The sequence below is a fragment of the Pseudonocardia sp. ICBG601 genome (genome assembly GCF_020496245.1).
Map to the genome: position 1 here is coordinate 507,531 of NZ_JAHLJA010000148.1, position 18,321 is coordinate 525,851.

14 protein-coding genes and 1 tRNA gene are annotated in these 18,321 nt (G+C 75.0%); 9 read left to right on the forward strand and 6 right to left on the reverse strand.

Annotation, left to right across the window (positions count from 1 at the left end; genetic code table 11):
- Window positions 1-66: 66 nt before the first annotated feature.
- Window positions 67-1,632: a helix-turn-helix domain-containing protein gene (locus KPL57_RS31555; RefSeq protein WP_226354301.1), complete on the reverse strand. Its 1,566-nt coding sequence runs from the start codon at window positions 1,630-1,632 to the stop codon at window positions 67-69.
- Window positions 1,633-1,786: 154 nt separating this feature from the next.
- On the opposite strand from KPL57_RS31555, the gene KPL57_RS31560 reads away from it, so the two are divergent.
- The 8 genes from KPL57_RS31560 (at window position 1,787) to KPL57_RS72875 (ending at window position 11,426) form a co-directional block, all read left to right on the forward strand.
- Complete coding sequence (locus KPL57_RS31560; protein WP_226354302.1) at window positions 1,787-3,637, forward strand: siderophore-interacting protein; 1,851 nt, start codon at window positions 1,787-1,789, stop codon at window positions 3,635-3,637.
- Entirely contained in the window at window positions 3,634-4,683 is a 1,050-nt protein-coding gene (locus tag KPL57_RS31565) for an iron ABC transporter permease (protein WP_226354303.1), read from the forward strand. The genes KPL57_RS31560 and KPL57_RS31565 overlap by 4 nt, the downstream gene beginning before the upstream one ends.
- On the forward strand, window positions 4,680-5,741 hold the full coding sequence (locus KPL57_RS31570) for an iron chelate uptake ABC transporter family permease subunit (RefSeq protein ID WP_226354304.1): 1,062 nt from the start codon (window positions 4,680-4,682) through the stop codon (window positions 5,739-5,741). Before KPL57_RS31565 ends, KPL57_RS31570 begins: the two co-directional genes overlap by 4 nt.
- A 47-nt stretch (window positions 5,742-5,788) precedes the next feature.
- Window positions 5,789-6,586 carry an ABC transporter ATP-binding protein gene (locus KPL57_RS31575; protein ID WP_226356602.1) on the forward strand — a complete coding sequence of 266 codons (798 nt, stop codon included), beginning with the start codon at window positions 5,789-5,791 and terminating at the stop codon, window positions 6,584-6,586.
- Window positions 6,583-7,563 carry an ABC transporter substrate-binding protein gene (locus KPL57_RS31580; protein WP_226354305.1) on the forward strand — a complete coding sequence of 327 codons (981 nt, stop codon included), beginning with the start codon at window positions 6,583-6,585 and terminating at the stop codon, window positions 7,561-7,563. Before KPL57_RS31575 ends, KPL57_RS31580 begins: the two co-directional genes overlap by 4 nt.
- A gap of 2 nt (window positions 7,564-7,565) precedes the next feature.
- A complete protein-coding gene (locus KPL57_RS31585) occupies window positions 7,566-9,329 on the forward strand; it encodes an ABC transporter ATP-binding protein (protein WP_226354306.1) in 1,764 nt (587 codons plus the stop codon).
- Window positions 9,326-11,062, forward strand: a complete 1,737-nt coding sequence (locus tag KPL57_RS31590; protein ID WP_226354307.1) for an ABC transporter ATP-binding protein — start codon at window positions 9,326-9,328, stop codon at window positions 11,060-11,062. Before KPL57_RS31585 ends, KPL57_RS31590 begins: the two co-directional genes overlap by 4 nt.
- A 208-nt stretch (window positions 11,063-11,270) precedes the next feature.
- Window positions 11,271-11,426 (forward strand): transposase, encoded by a 156-nt coding sequence (locus tag KPL57_RS72875; RefSeq protein WP_374203857.1) that lies wholly within the window; start codon window positions 11,271-11,273, stop codon window positions 11,424-11,426.
- Window positions 11,427-12,167: 741 nt separating this feature from the next.
- On the opposite strand, the gene KPL57_RS31605 is transcribed toward KPL57_RS72875, so the two are convergent.
- Window positions 12,168-12,241, reverse strand: a tRNA-Thr gene (locus tag KPL57_RS31605).
- 167 nt (window positions 12,242-12,408) lie between these two features.
- Between KPL57_RS31605 and KPL57_RS67560 the strand changes: the two genes are divergently transcribed.
- Window positions 12,409-14,688 carry a M20/M25/M40 family metallo-hydrolase gene (locus tag KPL57_RS67560; protein WP_264198854.1) on the forward strand — a complete coding sequence of 760 codons (2,280 nt, stop codon included), beginning with the start codon at window positions 12,409-12,411 and terminating at the stop codon, window positions 14,686-14,688.
- On the opposite strand, the gene KPL57_RS31615 is transcribed toward KPL57_RS67560, so the two are convergent.
- The 4 genes from KPL57_RS31615 to KPL57_RS31630 form a co-directional block, all read right to left on the reverse strand.
- Window positions 14,678-15,184, reverse strand: a complete 507-nt coding sequence (locus KPL57_RS31615; RefSeq protein WP_226354309.1) for a 2'-5' RNA ligase family protein — start codon at window positions 15,182-15,184, stop codon at window positions 14,678-14,680. The genes KPL57_RS67560 and KPL57_RS31615 overlap by 11 nt on opposite strands.
- Window positions 15,177-16,328 (reverse strand): DNA polymerase III subunit delta', encoded by a 1,152-nt coding sequence (locus KPL57_RS31620; RefSeq protein WP_226354310.1) that lies wholly within the window; start codon window positions 16,326-16,328, stop codon window positions 15,177-15,179. The genes KPL57_RS31615 and KPL57_RS31620 overlap by 8 nt, the downstream gene beginning before the upstream one ends.
- Before the next feature lie 2 nt (window positions 16,329-16,330).
- A complete protein-coding gene (locus KPL57_RS31625; protein ID WP_308253102.1) occupies window positions 16,331-17,647 on the reverse strand; it encodes an MFS transporter in 1,317 nt (438 codons plus the stop codon).
- A 79-nt stretch (window positions 17,648-17,726) separates the two neighbouring features.
- Window positions 17,727-18,317: a hypothetical protein gene (locus KPL57_RS31630; protein ID WP_226354311.1), complete on the reverse strand. Its 591-nt coding sequence runs from the start codon at window positions 18,315-18,317 to the stop codon at window positions 17,727-17,729.
- Window positions 18,318-18,321 lie beyond the last annotated feature (4 nt).

The following is an 18,321-nucleotide window of genomic DNA, read 5'->3' on the forward strand; positions in this document are numbered from 1 at the left end:
GGCCTCGCCCGGCGCGGTCACCGCCGAAGCCGTCGGGGCGGCCGGGGCAACCATGGAACGGGTCCACTACCGAGGAGGCCGTCCCCGCGCATCGCCGGGCCCGGTGCGGATCGAACGAACCCGGCTTACGTACTCCCGTGGCGGCTCGCTGTGGAAGGCGGTGAACGCACGGCTGAAGTTCGACAGCCGGGTGTACCCGACCTGCCGCGCGACGCTGGTCGGCGTGGCGCCGCCGGCCAGCAGCTCACGGGCCTCGCGCATCCGCGCGGCCAGACACCACCGAGCGAACGTCATCCCGGTCTCACGGCGGAAGACGTCGTTCAGCGGCCTGTCCACGACGATGTCCGCAGTCTCCGGGGCCCGCCGCAGGACGGCCTCGGCCACGGCGCGGGCTGGATCGCTGCGCGGCATCGGGAGCGAGCGTGCGCGATCAGACGCGAGCTGCCCGCGGAACAGGTCGAGGATCGTCCGGTGGTCGTGGCCGTCCGGGCGCAGCGGGGTGCGCGCGCTCACCGAGCGGTGCAGCAGGTAGGCGTCCCAGCTCGGCGGGAACTCCACGCGCAGGCCGCCGAGGCCGTGCCCGTCCCCGGGGTGGAGGTCCCCGAGCGGGAGCGCGATCGAGCCGGGATGGGTTCCGAACTGGTGCTCCCGACCGGCCGGGATCCATATCGCGTCGCCCCGGCGGAGGTGGTGGGTCACCCCGTCGACGCGCAGATAGCCGGACCCGCGATACATCCAGCTGAGGACGTGCACGCGGTTGGTGTGCGGCGGGGTCTGGGTGGCCGACAGCGGACGCCCGCCCGCTGCTCCGCCCAGCACCCGGCCGAGGACCCCGGCCCGGGGGAGGTCCGGTGGCCGCTGCGACGGGTGGGTGTCGCGGGCCCGTGACCGCTCCCGGTACTCACGGGGCGTGATGCCGTAGCGGCCGCGGAACGCGCGCGCGAACCCGTTCCGCCCGGCGAACCCGGACCGGACCGCGGCGCGGCTGACGTCCTCCCCCGCAGCCAGGAGCTCGCAGGCCACCGTCAGCCGGTAGGCGGTGCGCCACTGCGCGAACGTCATCCCGGTGTCGCGCAGGAACTCCCGGTGCAGCGTCCGGGTGCTGCACGCGGCCCGGTCCGCCCACTGCCCGGCGGTGTGGTCGAGCGCCGGGTTCCGCGCCAACCCCTCGGCGACCGACCGCGCGACGGGGCCCGCGGGCAGGGGCGGACCGCCGTTCGGCCCGGTGGAGGGCCCCGCGGCGGTGTCGACGACGTCGAGGAGCGAGGCCCGGGTGTAGCCGAAGCTGGTCACGGGCGCGATGAAGTGCACGTAGTGCTGGATCAGCCAGTCGTGCCATTCCGGCCGGACGTCGAACCGGACCGGTTCCGCCGACCCGGCCCCCGGGGCGAGCTCCGGCGGCACGCCGTAGGGGAAGGCCACGGCGCCCGGACGGGTGCTGATCCGCCGGCCGTGCTCGGCCGGGACCCAGATCCCCTCGCCGGCTGCGAGCCGTTCGACGCGCCCGCACTCCAGCTCCACCCGGGCCACCCCGGTGTGCACCCACGCCAGCAGGTGCGTCCCCCGGTTCCACCCGGCCCCGGTGTGCGCGCCCGGGATCGGCGGTGGTGAGGCGGCGGTGAGAACGGCCACGGCCCTCCGTCCCGGTCGACGCCGTCGCTGACAACCATCTGGCAGTACGCGCACCATCACCTTAGCAATGGGATGCCTAAGTTACGGGTCGACGGACCGACTCCCCCGACCGTCGCGCCACGCCGGTCGCGCACCGACGACATCGAGGAGAACCGTGCCGAAGACCTCGCGCCCCGTGACGGTGCACCCGATCAGCGTGCGCGAGCTCCGCGTCGCCCGCATCGAGGACCTGACCCCCGGCATGCGCCGGGTGACGCTCACCGGACCGCAGCTGGACGCGTTCACCTCAGCCAATGGCATCAAGCGGCCGGCGTTCACCTCGTCCGGCTTCGACGACTCGGTCCGCCTGATCTTCCCCTACCCCGGGGAGACGGAGCCGGTGCTGCCGATCCAGCGCGAGGGCGGGACCGCCATGCCTCCCGGCAGGCGACCCTTGTCCAAGGCGTACTCGGTGCGGCGCTGGGATCCCGCGACCGGCGAGCTGGATGTCGACGTCGTCCGCCACGGCGTCGGCGTCGCCACCACCTGGGCCTACCGGGCGGAGCCGGGGGACCGCATCCACATGGGCGGCCCCAGCTCGTCGATGGGCATGCCGGTCGGCGCGGACCGGCTGCTCGTCGTCGGCGACGAGACCGCGCTGCCGGCCATCGCGCGGCTGCTCGACGAGCTGCCGGAGACGGCCGCGGCACGGGTGCTGATCGAGGTCGCCGAGTCCTCGCACGTCCAGCCGCTGCGCGAGCTCCCCGGCGTCACGGTCCGCTGGCTCGTGCGCGACGGCGCCGAGGCGGGCACGTCCACGCTCCTGCTCGACGCCGTGCGCGACCTGGAGTGGCCCCCGGGCCGGCCGTTCGCGTGGGTGGCGGGCGAGCAGGCCGTCGTGCGCGACATCCGCAGGCACCTCGTCGAGGAGCGCGGGATGCCGAAGGAGGACGTCGAGTTCACCGGCTACTGGCGGCGCACCGAGACCGTCGCCCGCGCCGACGACGCCGCCGTTCCCGACGTCGAGCGGACCGCCGGCGCGTTCGACCGGTTCCACGAGCTCTCCGAGCTGGTCCCGCCGATCGCGCTGCGGGTCGCCGCGGGTCTGGGGATCGGCGACCTGATCTCCCGCGGCGTCACGGGGGTGGCCGACCTCGCCGCCCGGTCCGGCAGCGACGAGCGCGCGCTGGGCAAGCTCCTGCGGTACCTGCACACGGTCGACGTGGTGAACGAGACGGAGCCGGGACACTACGGGCTGACCGAGGTCGGGGAGTTCCTGGCCGCGGACCTCTGGATCGACGCGCTCGCCCCGGACGGCGTCGTCGGGCGGCAGTGGCTCGGCCTGTACGGCCTCGGGGAGTCGGTCCGCACGGGTGGCCCGAGCTACGCGGCCGTGACCGGCCGGGACTTCCCGGCGCTGCGGCGCGACCAGTCCTACGAGGACCGGTTCCTGGACACCGTCGCGGGCGCGTCGAAGTGGATCGCCGAGCCGCTGGCGAAGGCGCCCGCGCTGGACGGGGTCGCCCACTTGGTGATCCACTCGGGCGGCGCCGGGGTCCAGGCCCGGGAGATCGCCACGGCGAACCCCGACCTGCGGATCACGATCTGCGCCCTGCCCGCGCAGGCCGACTGGCTCCGCCGGGACCTTCCCGACTCGATTCCCGACGGGAGCAGCCGCGAGCGCGTCGCCGTCGTCGAGCAGTCGATCTTCGAGCCGTCTCCGGCCGCGGACGCCGTGCTCGTCGTCCGGGCACTGGGGCCGCTGCCCGACGCGGACGCGGCGCACGCGCTGCGCCGGATGACGGAGAACCTCGAGCCGGGCGGGCGAGTGCTCGTCGTCGAGGACACGTTCGACCTCGATGAGATGGACGAGCACGACGCCGAGGCGGACCTGCTCGCCCTGACCCGCGACGGGACCGGTCTGCGGACTCCGGCCGAGCTGCAGGCGGTGATCGAGCGGGCCGGCCTGCGCGTCGAGCGGACCGAGGGCCTCGGCTGGCGCAGCACGCTGCGGACCCTGCGGTGACCGCCGTCCCGGACACGCTCGGCCCCGCGACGGAGCACGCCCCGCGGCGACGCCCGATCGGCCGGGCGCTGGGTGTGCTCGTGCTCGTGCTCGCGGTCACGGTGCTGGCCAGTCTCGCGATCGGCGCCGAGACCCCCTCCCCCGTGCGGGTGCTGTCCGCCGCCGTGTCCGGGTGGCACACCGATCCGGACGCGTGGACGCTCGTCGCGTACTACCGGATGCCGCGCACCCTGGTGGCCATCGCGGTCGGCGCCGCCCTCGGCGTCGCCGGGGCGCTGATGCAGGCCTACACCCGCAACCCGCTGGCCGACCCGGGGATCCTGGGGGTCAACGCCGGGGCGGGGCTCGCGGTCGTCGTGGCGATCTGGCTCGGGCTGGGAACCTCCGTGACGTTCCTCGTGTGGCCCGCGCTGCTGGGCGCGGTGCTCGCCACGTTCGGCGTGCTGCTGCTGGCCGCCACCGGCCGCGGACCGGCGACGCCGGTGCGGATGACGCTGGCCGGCGTCGCGCTGGCCGCGGTCCTCGGCGGGATCACCACGACGATCCGGCTCGGTGACCCGGCCACGTTCGACCGCTTCCGGTCCTGGGCGGTCGGCTCGGTGGCCGGCCGCGAGGTGGGCGACCTGCTGGCAGTCTCACCGTCCGTCGTCGTCGGTCTGGTGGTCGCGGTGGTCCTCGCCAAGCCGCTGAACGCGATCGCGATGGGCGAGGACGTGGCCCGGTCGCTGGGGGTGGACGTCCGCCGGGCCCGGCTGGGCACGGTGCTCGCGGTGGCCCTGCTGGTGGGCGCGGGGACGGCGGTCGCCGGGCCGATCGCGTTTGTCGGGCTGATGGTCCCGCACGCGGTGCGCCTGCTGGTCGGCAACGAGCAGACCCGGATCGTCCCGCTGTCCGTGCTCGCGGCGCCGTGCCTGCTCGTGGCGACGGACACGGCCGCGCGGGTACTGGTCCCCGGCCAGGAGGTCCCGGTCGGGGTCGTGACCGCGTTCGTCGGCGCCCCGGTCCTGCTCTGGCTGATCCGGGACAAGCGGGTGAACACGCAGTGAGCGTCCTGTCCGAGGTCCGGAGCCGGGTCGTGGCAGTGCGGGTCGGCCCGGCGGTCTCGGGACGGATGACGGTCCGCTCCGCGCTCGTCTGCGCCACGCTGGTGCTGCTGACCGTCGTCGTGACCGGCCTCGCGCTGAGCCTCGGGCAGATCGTCTTCTCGCCGGCCGAGGTGCTGAGCGCGCTGGCCGGGCAGGCCCCGGGACGGGTCGAGCTGTTCGTCGTCGAGTGGCGGCTGCCCCGCGCCGTGGCCGCCGTCGTGTTCGGCGCGATGCTCGGGGTGGCCGGCGCGCTGTTCCAGACGATCACCCGCAACCCGCTGGGCAGCCCGGACATCATCGGGTTCACCGCGGGGTCCTCGCTGGCCGGCACCGCGGCCATCGTGCTCGTCGGTTCCGGCTTCGCGGTGGTGGCCGGGGGTGCGCTGGTCGGCGGGTTCGCGGTCGCGGCGGCGATGGTGCTGCTCTCCCGCGGGGGCGGGGCGGCCGGGTTCCGGCTGGTGATCGCCGGGATCGCGCTGAACGCGATGCTCGTCAGCACGGAGCGCTGGCTGGTGCTGGTCGCCGACCTCGACGACGCGCTCGCCGCCGGCCTGTGGAACGCCGGGACGCTCAACGGCACCGACTTCGCCTTCGTCGGCTGGGCTCTGGTGCTGGGCGGGATCGCGATGGCACTGGCCGTCGTGCTGCTGGGAGCGAGGCTGGACCTGTTCGACATGGGTGAGGACACCAGCTCGGCGCTCGGCGGCGGGCCCCGCCGCACCCGGCTGTACGCAATCGGCGCCGGCGTGCTCCTGGTCGCCCTGGTCACCGCCGCCGCCGGCCCGATCCAGTTCGTCGCGCTCGCCGCCCCGCACATCGGGCGACGGCTGGCCGGCAGCTCGGGGAACGCGCTGGTCCCGGCCGCGTGCGCCGGGGCGCTGCTGCTCGCCGCCGCGGACCTGGCCGCACAGCACCTGGTGCCCGGCCAGTCGTATCCGGTGGGCGTGGTGACGCTGGTCGGCGGCGGCCTGTACCTGATCACGCTGATCGTCCGGGAGAACAGGAAGGCCGCGTTGTGAGCGACCCGGTACCCGAGCACGCCGCGCTACGCGCGGTCGACCTCACGATGGCCTACGACCGCCGGGTCGTCGGCCGGGACCTCTCGGTCGACATCCCCCACGGGGAGTTCACCGTCATCATCGGGCCGAACGCCTGCGGCAAGTCGACGCTGCTCCGGTCGCTGTCGCGACTACTGACCCCGGCCGAGGGCACGGTGCTGCTCGACGGGCGGGACATCCACCGGATGCGCGCCCGTGACGTCGCGACCCGGCTCGGCCTGCTCCCGCAGTCGGCGATCGCGCCGCCCGGGATCACCGTGTTCGACCTGGTGCGCCGCGGCCGCTACCCGCACCAGTCGATCCTGTCCCGCTGGAGCCCGGCCGACGAGCGCAGCGTGCGCGAGGCGCTGGCCGCGACGCGGATGACCGAGCTCGCCGACCGCGACGTCGACGAGCTCTCCGGCGGCCAGCGCCAGCGGGCCTGGGTGGCGATGGTGCTGGCCCAGGAGAGCCCGGTGCTGCTGCTGGACGAGCCGACCACGTTCCTGGACATCTCCCACCAGCTGGCCCTGATGGAGCTGTTCGCCGAGCTCAACCGGACCGCCGGCCGGACCGTCGTCGCGGTCCTGCACGACATCAACCACGCGGCCCGCTACGCCGGGCACCTGATCGTGATGTCGGAGGGCCGGATCGTCGCCGAGGGCAAGCCGGTGGACGTTCTGACCGGACCGCTGCTCGCCGAGGTGTTCGGCGTCGACGCGGTGATCGTCGAGGACCCGCTCAACGGTGGCCCGCTGGTGGTCACCGCCCACCCCGGTCGCGACGGCGCGACCGGCGCTCCCGAGAGGACGGCAGGACGGACATGAGGCACAACGGAATCCGGCTCCTGACGGGGGTCCTGGCCGCGTGCGCGATGCTGCTTGCCGGGTGCGGGAGCGGCGGAGGCGAGGCGCAGAACGGCTCCGGCGAGACGCGGGTGGTGACCGACGACTTCGGAACGCAGGTCGCCGTCCCGGTACGGCCGGAGCGGGTCGTCGCCACGTTCTTCTCGCCGATGATGGGTCTGCTCGATCTCGGCGTGACCCCGGTCGGCGCCGCCGCGTGGCAACCGCCCCTGGTGACCTCGGCGTACGCCGACCGGCTGGCGGGCGTTCCGGTGGTGACCTCGCGAGAGGGCGAACCGGAGCTGGAGCAGATCGCGGCGCAGTCACCGGACCTGATCGTCGCGACCTCCTACACCAACGAGCAGGTGATCGGCAGGCTCCGGACGATCGCGCCCACCTACGTGGTCCGGCTCTCGGCGGGCGGGGCGAACGCGACCAGCTGGCAGGACCGGTCGAAGCAGCTCGGCGACGTGCTCGGCCGGAGCGCCGAGAACGACCGGCTCGCGGCCGACTTCGCCGCGCGCGTGCAGCAGATCAAGCAGACCTATGCGCCCCGGATCGCCGGCCGGACCGTCGCGATCGTGGCCGGTTTCCAGGAGAACAACGCCGCGGTGTTCTCCGCGGCCTCGGGTAGCGGCCGGATCCTGACCGATCTCGGGTTCCGGTACTCGGCGCAGGCCGACGCCGTGGCCGCCCGCGAGACGAACGGGCTCGCCCAGGTCTCGTTCGAGCGGATCGGATCGGTCGCCGGCGACGCCGACACGCTGTTCCTCGGATCCGACCTGCAGGGCCGGGTGAGCCCGTTCGTGACGTCGCTGCAGCAGACGCAGCTCTATAAGGACCTGCCGTCGGTGAAGGCGAACCGGGTCGGGGCGTTCAAGCCGCAGGTCACCGGCTACACCGACGCGACCTTCCTGCTGGACCAGGTCGAGAAGGCCCTGAAGGGCATGCAGGGTTGAGCGTGGACCCCACTGGTCTCGGGCGCGGCCCGCTGACCCGGCGGTTGCCGGTGTTCTGGCAGGCCGCGCCGGACACACCCCCGGCGCGGCCCTACGAGGTCGGGCCCGGTGACACCCCGCGGCGGTTCCTGCTGCGGGTGATCTTCTCGGTGAAGCGCCTGACGATCCCGGGTCTGGTGTGCGCGACCCTGCTGATGGTGGGTCAGTCGCTGGTGCCGGTGATCGTCGGCGTCGCGATCGACCGGGCACTGGCGCCCGGCGATCCGTCGCAGCTGCTGTTCTGGACGGCCGTCCTCGCGGCCGACTTCCTGGTGATCACCACGTGCTCCCGGTTCGGTCAGCAGCTGATGGTCCACGCCGCGCAGCTCGCGCAGCTGCGGCTGCGCGAGACCCTGTCCCGGGCGGTGCTGCACCCCGAGCGGCCCTCCGGGGTGCAGGTCGACGGCGGGGTGGTCTCGCTGATGACGAACGACGTGCAACGGACGGCCGTCGTCGGGCTCGGGGTGTTCGCCCTGGCCGAGATCCTGGCGATCGGCTTCATCGCGGTCGCCCTGCTGTTCGTGCACCCGCTGCTCGGGGTGGTGGCGATCGTGGGGGCGGTGGTGGCGCTGTGGCTGACCGGCGTGGTCAGCGGCCGCTTCACCCGCGACAGCCGCATCTACCAGAACCTGCTGGCGGGGACGGTCGGCCGGGCGACCGACCTGGTGCACGGCTACCGGGTGATCAAGGGTGTGCGCGCCGAGGCCGAGGCGACCCGCCGCTACCGCGAGGCGAGCGCCGAGACCCTGCGCGGGGCGCATCGCAACCAGGGCCTGCTCGGCCGCTTCATCGGCAGCAGCGGAGCGGTGAGCGGCGTCTACGTCGCGGTCGTCGCGTCGCTCGCCGGGCTGTTCGCCGTGCAGGGCGTGCTGTCGGTCGGCGGGCTCATCGCGGCGGTCGGGCTGGCCCAGGCGCTGCTGCCGCAGCTGTTCTTCATCTCACGCAACGCGGTGCCCGGCTGGGTCGCCGGGCTCGCGTCGAGCGGTCGCGTCCTCGACGCGCTGACGGCCGCGGGCGACGCCTCGGCGCACGACGAGCGCACGAACCGGCCCGTCCCGGCTGCGGGAGCGGCGGTCGAGGTGACGGTGCCCGGGCGCGGTGTGGTGCGGACCGGGCCCGGCGAGCTGGTCGGGGTGCTCGCCGACGACCGCACCGCGGCGGCCGTCACCGCGGCCGCGCTCGACCCCCACGGCACCGATGACGACAAGGATCCGGGGCCCGGGGTCGCGGTGACGATCGGCGGGGTGCCGGCCGAGCTGATCGGCCGTGCGGCGTACCGGGAGCACGTACTCGTCGCTCCCCATCGAGCGACGCTGTTCAGCGGCACGGTCGCCGACAACCTGGACGTCCCCGGATCGTCCGCGTCGACCCGCGCCGCGGCCCTGCGGGCAGCGGCCTGCGACGACTTCGCGGGCGGGCCGGAGGGCGCCGTCGAGGTCGGCGAGCTGGGCAACCGGCTCTCCGGCGGGCAGGCCCAACGCGTCGCACTGGCCCGTGCGCTGACCCGGGACGCGCCGGTGCTCCTGCTGCAGGACCCGACGACCGCGGTCGATCCGGTGACGGAGGGCCGGATCGCGCGAGGTCTGCGCGAGCGGCGCCGGGACCGGATCACGATCGTGATCGCGGCGTCGCCCACGCTGCTCGGGGTCTGCGACCGGGTCGTCGACCTGCGGCCGGAGCCGGTCGGGGTGACCGGGGCCGTCGGGGCCGACGGGTTCTCCCGGTGAGCGGGGCGTTCCCCGTCGCCGACGCCGCGACGGTCCGCCGGGAGGTCGGACGGCTCACCCGGCCGTACCGCCTGCGGCTGGTCGGTGTGGTGGTCCTCGGCGTGCTGAGCACCGCGACGACCCTCGTCACACCGCTGGTCGTCGGCGCCCTCGTCGACCGGGTGCAGGCCGGTACGGCGACGCTCGGCACGCTGGCGTGGACGGCCGCGGCGATGATCGTCACGACGGCCGCGGGCTCGGTCGGGACCGGCGCGACGGTCGCCCTGGCGGGCCGCTGCTACCACGCCGTGCTCGCCGGGCTGCGCGAGGAGCTCGTCGAGCGCGGGCTGTCCCTGCCCCAGGCGGTGACCGAACGCGCCGGGACCGGGGATCTCGTGTCCCGCTCCAGCGACGACGTCGCCGAGATCGCCGACGCCGCGCCGCTGATCATCCCGGCCGTCACCACGGCGGCGTTCACCATCGTCGTCACCGTCGCCGGGGTGTCCACCCTGGACTGGCGTTACGGGGCGGCGCTGCTCGTGACCCTGCCGGTGTACGTGGTGACGGTGCGCTGGTACCTGCGCACCGCTCCGGCGGTCTACCGGGCCGAGCGGGCCGCGATGAGCGGGCGTGCCCAGCAGATCGTGGAGTCCCAGCGCGGGTTCGCGACCGTGCTCGGCTTCGGTCTCGCCGACCGCAGGCACCGCCGCCTGCAGGACGCCTCGTGGGGCGTCTCCGGGCACACGCTGCGCGCGCGGACCGTGCAGAACATGTTCGGCGCCCGGCTGGGCCTCGCGGAGTTCCTCGGCCTGGCCGCGATCCTGCTCGTCGGGTTCGTCCTGATCTCCGACGGGCAGTCCACCATCGGCGCGGCCACCGCCGCATCGCTGATGTTCCTGCGCCTGTTCGGGCCGGTCTACGGCTTCCTGCTGGCGCTGGACCGGATGCAGTCCGTCCTCGCCTCGCTCGGCCGGATGGTCGGCGTCGGCACCGTTCCGGTTCCGGGTCCGGACCGGGCGGGGACCGGGACGGTCGGCGGGTCGGTCCGGGTCGAGCGGGTCGGCTTCCGCTACGCCGCGGACTCCCCGGTGGTGCTCGACGGCGTCGACCTGACGGTGCGGCCGGGCGAGCGGGTGGCCGTGGTCGGGGCGTCGGGGGCCGGGAAGACGACGCTCGCCGGGATCGTCGCGGGCATCCACGACCCGGTGACCGGGACCGTCACCCGCCCCGGGCGCAGCGCGCTGATCACCCAGGAATCGCACGTGTTCTCCGGGACGCTGCGCGACAACCTCACACTGGCCGCCCCGGACGCCACCGACGACCGCATCCGGAACGCGCTCGAGACCACCGGCGCACGGGCGCTCGTCGACCGGCTGCCCGACGGCCTGGACACCGAGGTCGGTTCCCGCGGGCGGGAGCTGAGGCCGGCCGAGGTCCAGATGATCGCGCTCGCGCGGGTCGTGCTCGCCGCTCCCGACCTGGCGATCCTCGACGAGGCCACGGCCGAGGCGGGGTCCACCCACGCCGAGCGGCTCGACCGCGCTGCGGACGCCGCACTGAGCGGGCGCACCGGCCTGGTCGTCGCCCACCGGCTGTCACAGGCGGCGGCCTGCGACCGCATCGTCGTCCTGGAGCGCGGCCGGATCGTCGAGGACGGGACGCACGACGAGCTCGTCGCCGCGGGCGGTCGCTACGCGGAGCTGTGGAACGCTTGGCGCGGAGGGATGCCGATCCGATCGGAAACACACTCTTGACAGAGACGATGGAGACCGCAGACCTCACTCCTGACCCCGCCTTGCAGAGGAAGGGACTGCCCTGACTGTGGTTGATCCGTGTCGGCGAGGGCGTGTCTCCTAACCTGGTCGGTCGGGGCTGCGCGATGATCGTCAGGTGTCGCGTCGTGCGGTCCTGACCGATGCCCAGTGGGCCAGGGTCGGGCCGTTGTTGTCCTCGTCGGACGGGATGGCGGGGCGCCCGTTCGCTGACCATCGTCGGGTGGTCGAGGGGATCATCTACCGGTTCCGGTGCGGACTGGCCTGGTGCGACGTCCCGGTCGAGTTCGGGCCGTGGCAGACGCTGTGGAAACACCACCGCCGCTGTGTAGGTGACGGCATCTGACGGCGATCCAGCCCCAGCGGATTGCGCGTTGGAACGCGCCGCTGAGAATCGCGTGGACGACGCGGATGCTCCCGGCGGCGAGCGGGACGCACACGTGCGCTCCACAGGCCCGGTCGCACCACCGACAGTCCGCGTTCGGGTTCCCGGTGACGTCCTTCTCGCACCGCCGGCGAGGAGAATGTTCGTCGCAGGCGTGCTCACGCGTCGTCCGGTGCTGGACGTACGACCTACCGCCGCAGTGGTCCCGGCAACGGCGCATCCGGGCGTAGAGGGTGTCCAGAGTCTCGGCCGTGACCCGGCCGACCTGGAGGCGACCGATCGTCGGCCGGATGTGCTTCTCGATCTTGCTGACGTACCCGGTGCGGGTCTTCCGCTCGACGTCGATGACGTCCAGCCAGCGGTCGATGAGCTGGTTCACCGTGACCTCGGTGCGCGGGCTACGGCGTTCGTCGACCTGGTTGAGCAGCCGGGTCAGGACCTTCTCGGCCTCGGCCGCGGTCTCGGCGTCCGTCCCGCGGGCGGGGACCGTCTCCCGCAGCCACATCTTCTGCCCGGTGAGGTGGTCGACCCCGCCGTACACCTTGACCCGGGCGGAGCCGCTCGGGAGCCAGGAGATGGTGCCCCGCCGACGTGGGCGTGGGCGCTTGGAGGGAGGCACTCCCCGAAGCTAGAGCGACCGGGAGGCCACGGACCGGATTCAGAGGGGGTGTCAGAGGCCCGGATAAGGCCCCTGACCTGCGGAGCCGCCTTGGGGAGTCGAACCCCAGACCTACGCATTACGAGTGCGTCGCTCTAACCGACTGAGCTAAGGCGGCGTGGTGCGAAACCAGTGTAGCGGCGCCCTCCGCGCCCCCGGAGCACCCCCCACCGGCTCCCCCGACCGGCACGGCTCCGCGCAGTGCCCGACCGCGTCCCTGCCCCGGGATCATCCGGAAGTCGGACGCCCGCTGCGCCGTCCGGAGGCAGGATCACCCCCGTGACGATGCGGCTGTTGGCGGTCCTGGCCCTGCTCCTGGTGAGTGCGGCGACGTGGCTGGACGGACGCGCACCACATCCCGTCCCGGCCGACGCCGACCCGGGCGTGTTCAGCGCGGACCGGGCGATGCGCACGGTGGACGACCTGGTCGACGGCCCGCGCCCGGGCGGGAGCCCGGCCGCCGTCGCTGCCCGGGACGCGATCGCCGCCCGGCTGACCGCGGCCGGGCTGACCACGCGGCTGCATTCCTCGACCGGCGTCGGCGGGGCCGACAGCAGGATGGTCGCGGCGCCGGTCGACAACGTCGTCGCCACCCTGCCCGGCACCGACCCGACCGGGGCGGTCGTGCTGTCCGCGCACTACGACTCGGTCGCGAGCGGGCCGGGCGCCGCGGACGACATGGCGTCGGTCGCGGCGATCCTGGAGGCGGTGCGCGCGCTGCGGGAGGGCCCGCCGCTGCGCAACGACCTCCTCGTGCTGGTCACCGACGCCGAGGAGGTCGGTCTGCTCGGGATGCAGGCCTGGGTGCGCGACGAGCTCGTCCCGTCCGCGCGCCCGGCGGTCACCGTGAACTTCGAGGCGCGCGGGGTGTCCGGGCCGTCGCTGATGTTCCGGACCTCCCCGGGCAACGCCGGGCTGGCCCGGGTGTTCGCCGACGCCGTACCGCACCCGACGGGCGACTCGTCGCTGGTGGAGGCGTTCCGGCTGCTGCCCAACGACACCGACCTCACCCGGGTCCTCGACGCCGGCCGCCCCGGTGTGGACGTCGCATTCGTCGAGCAGCCGGTGCAGTACCACACGACGGGCGACGCCCCGGAGAACCTGAGCGCGGCGAGCGTGCAGGGCCACGGCGAGGCCGCGCTCGGCCTGGCGCGCGCCCTGGGGGACCAGGATCTCGCCCCGCTCGATCCGGCGGTGTCCGGCGCCCTGCCGCAGGACGACGCGACGTACTTCCGGTTCGCCGGGACGACCGTCGTGTACCCGTCGTGGCTGGTGTGGCCGGTGGCGGCGCTCGGGGCGGTCGCGGTCGTCGCCGCGGTGCTGGTCGCACGCCGGCGCGGGGCGACGACGGTGCCGCGCGTCCTGGGCGCTGCCGCGCTGCTGGTCGTGGCGGTCGTCGCCGCGGTGTCCGCGTCGGTGGGACTGTGGCGGGCGCTCCTGGCGGTGCATCCGGTGTGGGCGGACACCGGCCCGTTCCTGCACCGCCCGGTCCCGGTGCAGGCGGCCGCGGTGGCGCTGGCCGTCGCGGTGACGGCGCTGTGGTGGCTCGCGGTGCGCCGCTGGGCGGGCGCCGCCGGCGCGGCCGCGGCGGGGGTGCTGGTGCTCGCGGTGCTGGGCCTGGTCACCGCGGGCACGGTGCCGGGCGCGTCGTACCTGTTCGCGTGGCCCGCGGCCGCCGCGGGCGCCGGGCTCACCGTCGCGCTCGTGCTGCGGGGGCGCCCGGTCGTCGCGACGGCGGCCGCCACGCTGGGCGCGGTCCCGGCGGCGGCGCTGCTGGTGCCGCTGGGCTGGGACCTGTTCGTGCTGTCCGGGGTGTCCGACGGCGTCCCGGCCGGGGCGCTGGTGCTCACCGCCGCGGCCCTCACCGTCGTCCTCGTCCCGGAGGGAATGCAGCGCGCGACGGTCGGGGGTCCGCCCGGTCGCGTGTGGCCGGTGCCCGTCGCGGCGGCGCTGGCCGCGGTCGTCCTCGCCGGGGTGGGGGCGGCGGTGAACGGCCCGTCGGCGGAACGGCCGCAGGCCTCGCACCTGTCGTTCCTGCAGGACGACGAGGGTGCCCGCTGGGTCAGCAACCAGACCGTCCCCGCGGCCTGGACCGCCCGCTACCTGGACACCCCGGCACAGGAGGTGCCGGCCTGGCCGGGCCCGGACGAGGTCCGCACCGGGCCGGCTCAGCCGCTGGCCGTACCGGGCCCGCGGGTGGAGGTCCTGAGCCGCACCGCGGACCGGGCGGTGCTGCGTGTGACGAGCCCGCGCGGGGCGCCGGGGATCACGCTGCGACCGGACCGGGCCGTCACCGCGGCGACGGTGACCCCCGACGGACGGCCTGCCGTGTCGGCCGCGCCGGCGGACGGGCTGACCGAGATCCGGCTGCACGCGGTGCCGGCCGCGGGTGCCGTCGTCGAGCTGGTGACGGGGCCGGGGCCGCTGGGCGTGGCCGTCGCGGACCTCTCGCCGGGGCTGACCGGGGTGCCGGGCTTCGTGCCGCGGCCACCGGAGCTGCGCGCGGCCCCGGACCGCACCGGCGACCAGGTGGTGCTGGCGACGCGGGTGGAGCTCAGCGGGTGAACGGGAAACGCGGGCCCGGCTCCCACGGCCCACCGTCGTAGCGCCACAGCGCCAGGCCGGGGACGCCGGCGTCCCACGGGGCGAACCCGGCGGCCAGGTCGTCGTGCAGCGCCCGGGCCGTGGCCGGGGTGACCTTGTTCTGGACGGTCACGTGCAGGTCGGTCTTCCCGGCGTCCTGCCGGGTGAGGCGGGACCGCCACCGGTCGGCGACGCCGCGGCGCAGGGTCGACAGGTCGGGGCAGTCGAGGGTGAAGGCGACGCCGCGGCCGAGCAGCCGCAGGCCGGTGACCCGGGCGGTCATCGGGGCGCGGTCGGTCGCGGCGGTCAGGTCGGTGGCGAGCTCGGCGGCGGCGTCGCCGGGCAGGGCGTGGAACAGGGTCAGGTGCGCGGCGAGGTGGTTGCGCCCGGCCGGGAAGTGCCGTTCGCGCAGGTCGTCGAACCGGGCCTGGGTGGCGTCGTCGAGCAGGGCCGTGAGGATCAGCGGCCGGTCATCCACGGTGCAGCGCCGTCATCATGGCCTCGACGGCGATCCGCGGCTTCACGTTCTGCTCCAGCGCGTCGCGGCAGGCGAGCACCGCCTCGAGGCGACGCAGGCTCGACTCCGGGCCCCACTCGGCGGCGGCCACCCGGATCTCGCGGTCGCGGTCCGGGTTGGTCAGCGGCACCGTCGCGCCGGTCGCGGCGACGATCGCGTCCCGGTAGAAGCCGGCGAGGTCGACCAGGGCGCGGTCGAGCGCGTCCCGCTGGGTCCGGGTGGCGCGGCTCTTCTGGCGCTTCTCCAGGTCCCGCTCGGCCGCCTTCGCCGAGCGGGCCGCCGACGCGGCACCCTTGCCCGTGCCGCCGGCGCCCATCGCGACGGCCAGCTCCTCGCGCTCGGACTCGTCGCGGGAGGACCGCAGCTCGTCGGCCTCGGCCTCGGCCGCGCGGATCAGCACGTCGGCGTGGAAGAACGCGTCGCCGAGGCGGCGGAGCTTCGTCGGCACGCCGAGGATCTCCTCGCGCCGGGCACGGGCCTGCGGGTCGCGGGCGAGGCGCCGGGCGCGGCCGACGTGGCCGCCGCACACCGACGCGGCCCACTGGGCCTGCTCGGGGTCGATCCCGTCGCGGTCGCGCAGCACCCCGGCGACGGCGTCGGGCGCCGGGCTGCGCAGGTGCACCATCCGGCAGCGCGACCGGATCGTGACGGGCACGTCGTCGGGGTGGTCCGACGGCGCGCACAGCAGGAACACCGTCTCCGGCGCCGGCTCCTCGACCGCCTTGAGCAGCGCGTTCGACGCGCCCTCGGTGAGCCGGTCGGCGTCGGCGATGATCACGATCTGCCAGGTCCCGGTGGCGGGCTTCCGCGCGGCGAGCTGGACGAGCGAGCGCATCTCGGCGACCGAGATGGACAGTCCCTCGGGGACGATCTCGCGGACGTCGGAGTGGGTGCCCGCCATGACGGTCCGGCAGGCCGTGCACTCGCCGCAGCCGTGGTAGCGGCACTGCAGGGCGGCCGCGAAGGCGCGGGCGGCGTTCGACCGGCCGGAGCCGGGCGGGCCGGTGAACAGCCAGGCGTGGGTCATCGCCGTCGGGTCCGACGCCGCCCCGTCCAGCTCGGCGACGGCGGCGGGCTGGCCCACCACGTCGTCCCACACGCTCACGACTACCCCTCCTCCGCCATCTGCCGGCGCGCGACGACGCCGACCACCGCCGCCAGGACGCCCCCGCCGGCGAGGACGAACCGCGTGCCGTCGACCAGCAGCGCGGTGTCGCCCACGGTCACCGTCCGCGTCGCCACGATGCCGACGACGACCGGCACCACCGACATCGCGCCCAGCAGCACCAGCCGCACCAGGGACTGGACGAACGCGTTGACCCGGCCGCGGATCCCGTCGGCGACCTCGGTGCCGATGATCGTGAGACCGGTCAGGAACGCGACCCCGGCGAACGCGCCGACGAACAGCACCGCGGCGATCGCCATGAACAGGTGCACCGCCACCGCCACGACGACGAGCGACACCCCGGCCCCGATGATCGCGCTGCCGAACAGGCGCCGGTGCGGCACCTGCCGGGCCAGCACCGGACCGGCGGCCATGCCCGCCGCGAGACCGGCGAACACCGACGCGAAGAGGATCGAGTACGCCGCGTCCCCGCCGCCGAGGCTCGACGCGTAGAGCTTGGCCGTGGCGATCACGGCGCCGCCCGCGGTGAACGCGCCGATGATCCCGATGACCAGCCCGCGCACGAGCGGGGTGCGGACGACGAAGGTGTAGCCGTCGCGCAGCAGGAACAGCATCGACGGCGGGGCGTGCCGGCGCTCGGCCTCGGTGGCCCGGCCGGAGATCTCCGGGATGGCGAAGTACACGACCAGCGCCGATGCCAGGAACGCGAACCCGTTGAGACACAGCGCCGCGTAGACGGTGGTCGCCTGGTCCGCGCCGAACAGCGGACCGACCTTGCTGACCAGCGCGAAGAGCCCCGCGCCCCCGACGACGGCGACGCCGTAGGTCACCAGCAGGCTCAGCTGCGCCGCGCTCTCCATCTGCGCCGGGCTGCGCAGCAGGTTCGGGACAGCCGCGTCCTTCGCCGGGATCCAGAACATGGTGCACAGCTCGAGGAGCAGGGTCACGACCAGCAGCCACCACAGCTGCCCGACGAACGGGATCGACAGCAGCAGCACGAACTTCATGAGGTCACAGGTCACCATGACCTTGCGCCGGTCGAAGCGGTCGGCGAGCACCCCGGCGAGCGGCCCGAACAGCAGCGACGGCACCAGCTTGGTCGCGACGACGCCCCCGAGCGCGAAGCTCTGCGCGGTGAACCCGGCGCCCGCGGTGAGGTGGGTGGCCAGCGACGTGAGCGCCAGCAGCGCCAGCCACTCGCCGGTCGCGGTGACCGCGGTGACCGACCAGAGCCTGCGGAAGGCGGGGATCGCGAGGACCGACGTCAGGCGGTGCGACGTCGACGACGGGGTCGTGATCGCGGCTCACCTCCTCCTCACCCGGCACGGCGTGCGGATCTTCAGGCTAGACCGGGCCACCGACAGCGGATGCGCTGCCTCAGACGATGGTGGACAGCGTCTGGACGAGGATCACCAGGTAGATCAGGACGAAGACGATCGTGAACACCCGGGCCCCGACCCGGCCGCGGGTGAGCCGGGAGAAGCCGAGCAGGCCGTTGTCGAGGTCCACCGGGGGCCGGGCGGACACCGCGGGCGGCCGGTAGACCGTGCCGACGGGCTCGTCGCCGTCCGCGCGGGGGCGGCGCGGGGCGGGCAGCCGGGGCACCGGGCCGGTCGGGGACCGCCGGGGCTCGGGCGGGACCGGCGACGACGGGGTGGGCGTCACCGGGCGGCGGGGGCCGGGGACCGGGTCGCCCGCGTCGTCGTCCGGGGTGGGGATGGCGGCGGGGCCGGGCCTGCGGCGCCGAACCGCGGTCAGGGTCCGCTGGGTGGGGCCGTCGACGTCGGGCTCGCGCGCAGCGGGCCGCTCCTCCTCCGCCGGCGGGTCGGGGTCCGGGGCCTCCGCGGGGGCGACCCGCTCCCGGGCGAGCCGGTCCGCCTCGCGCTCGGCGACCAGCCGCGCCACGCCCCAGCGCCCGTCGTCGGCGGGCGCCGGCGCGGGACGCCTGCTCCTCCACCGCACGGCCATGACG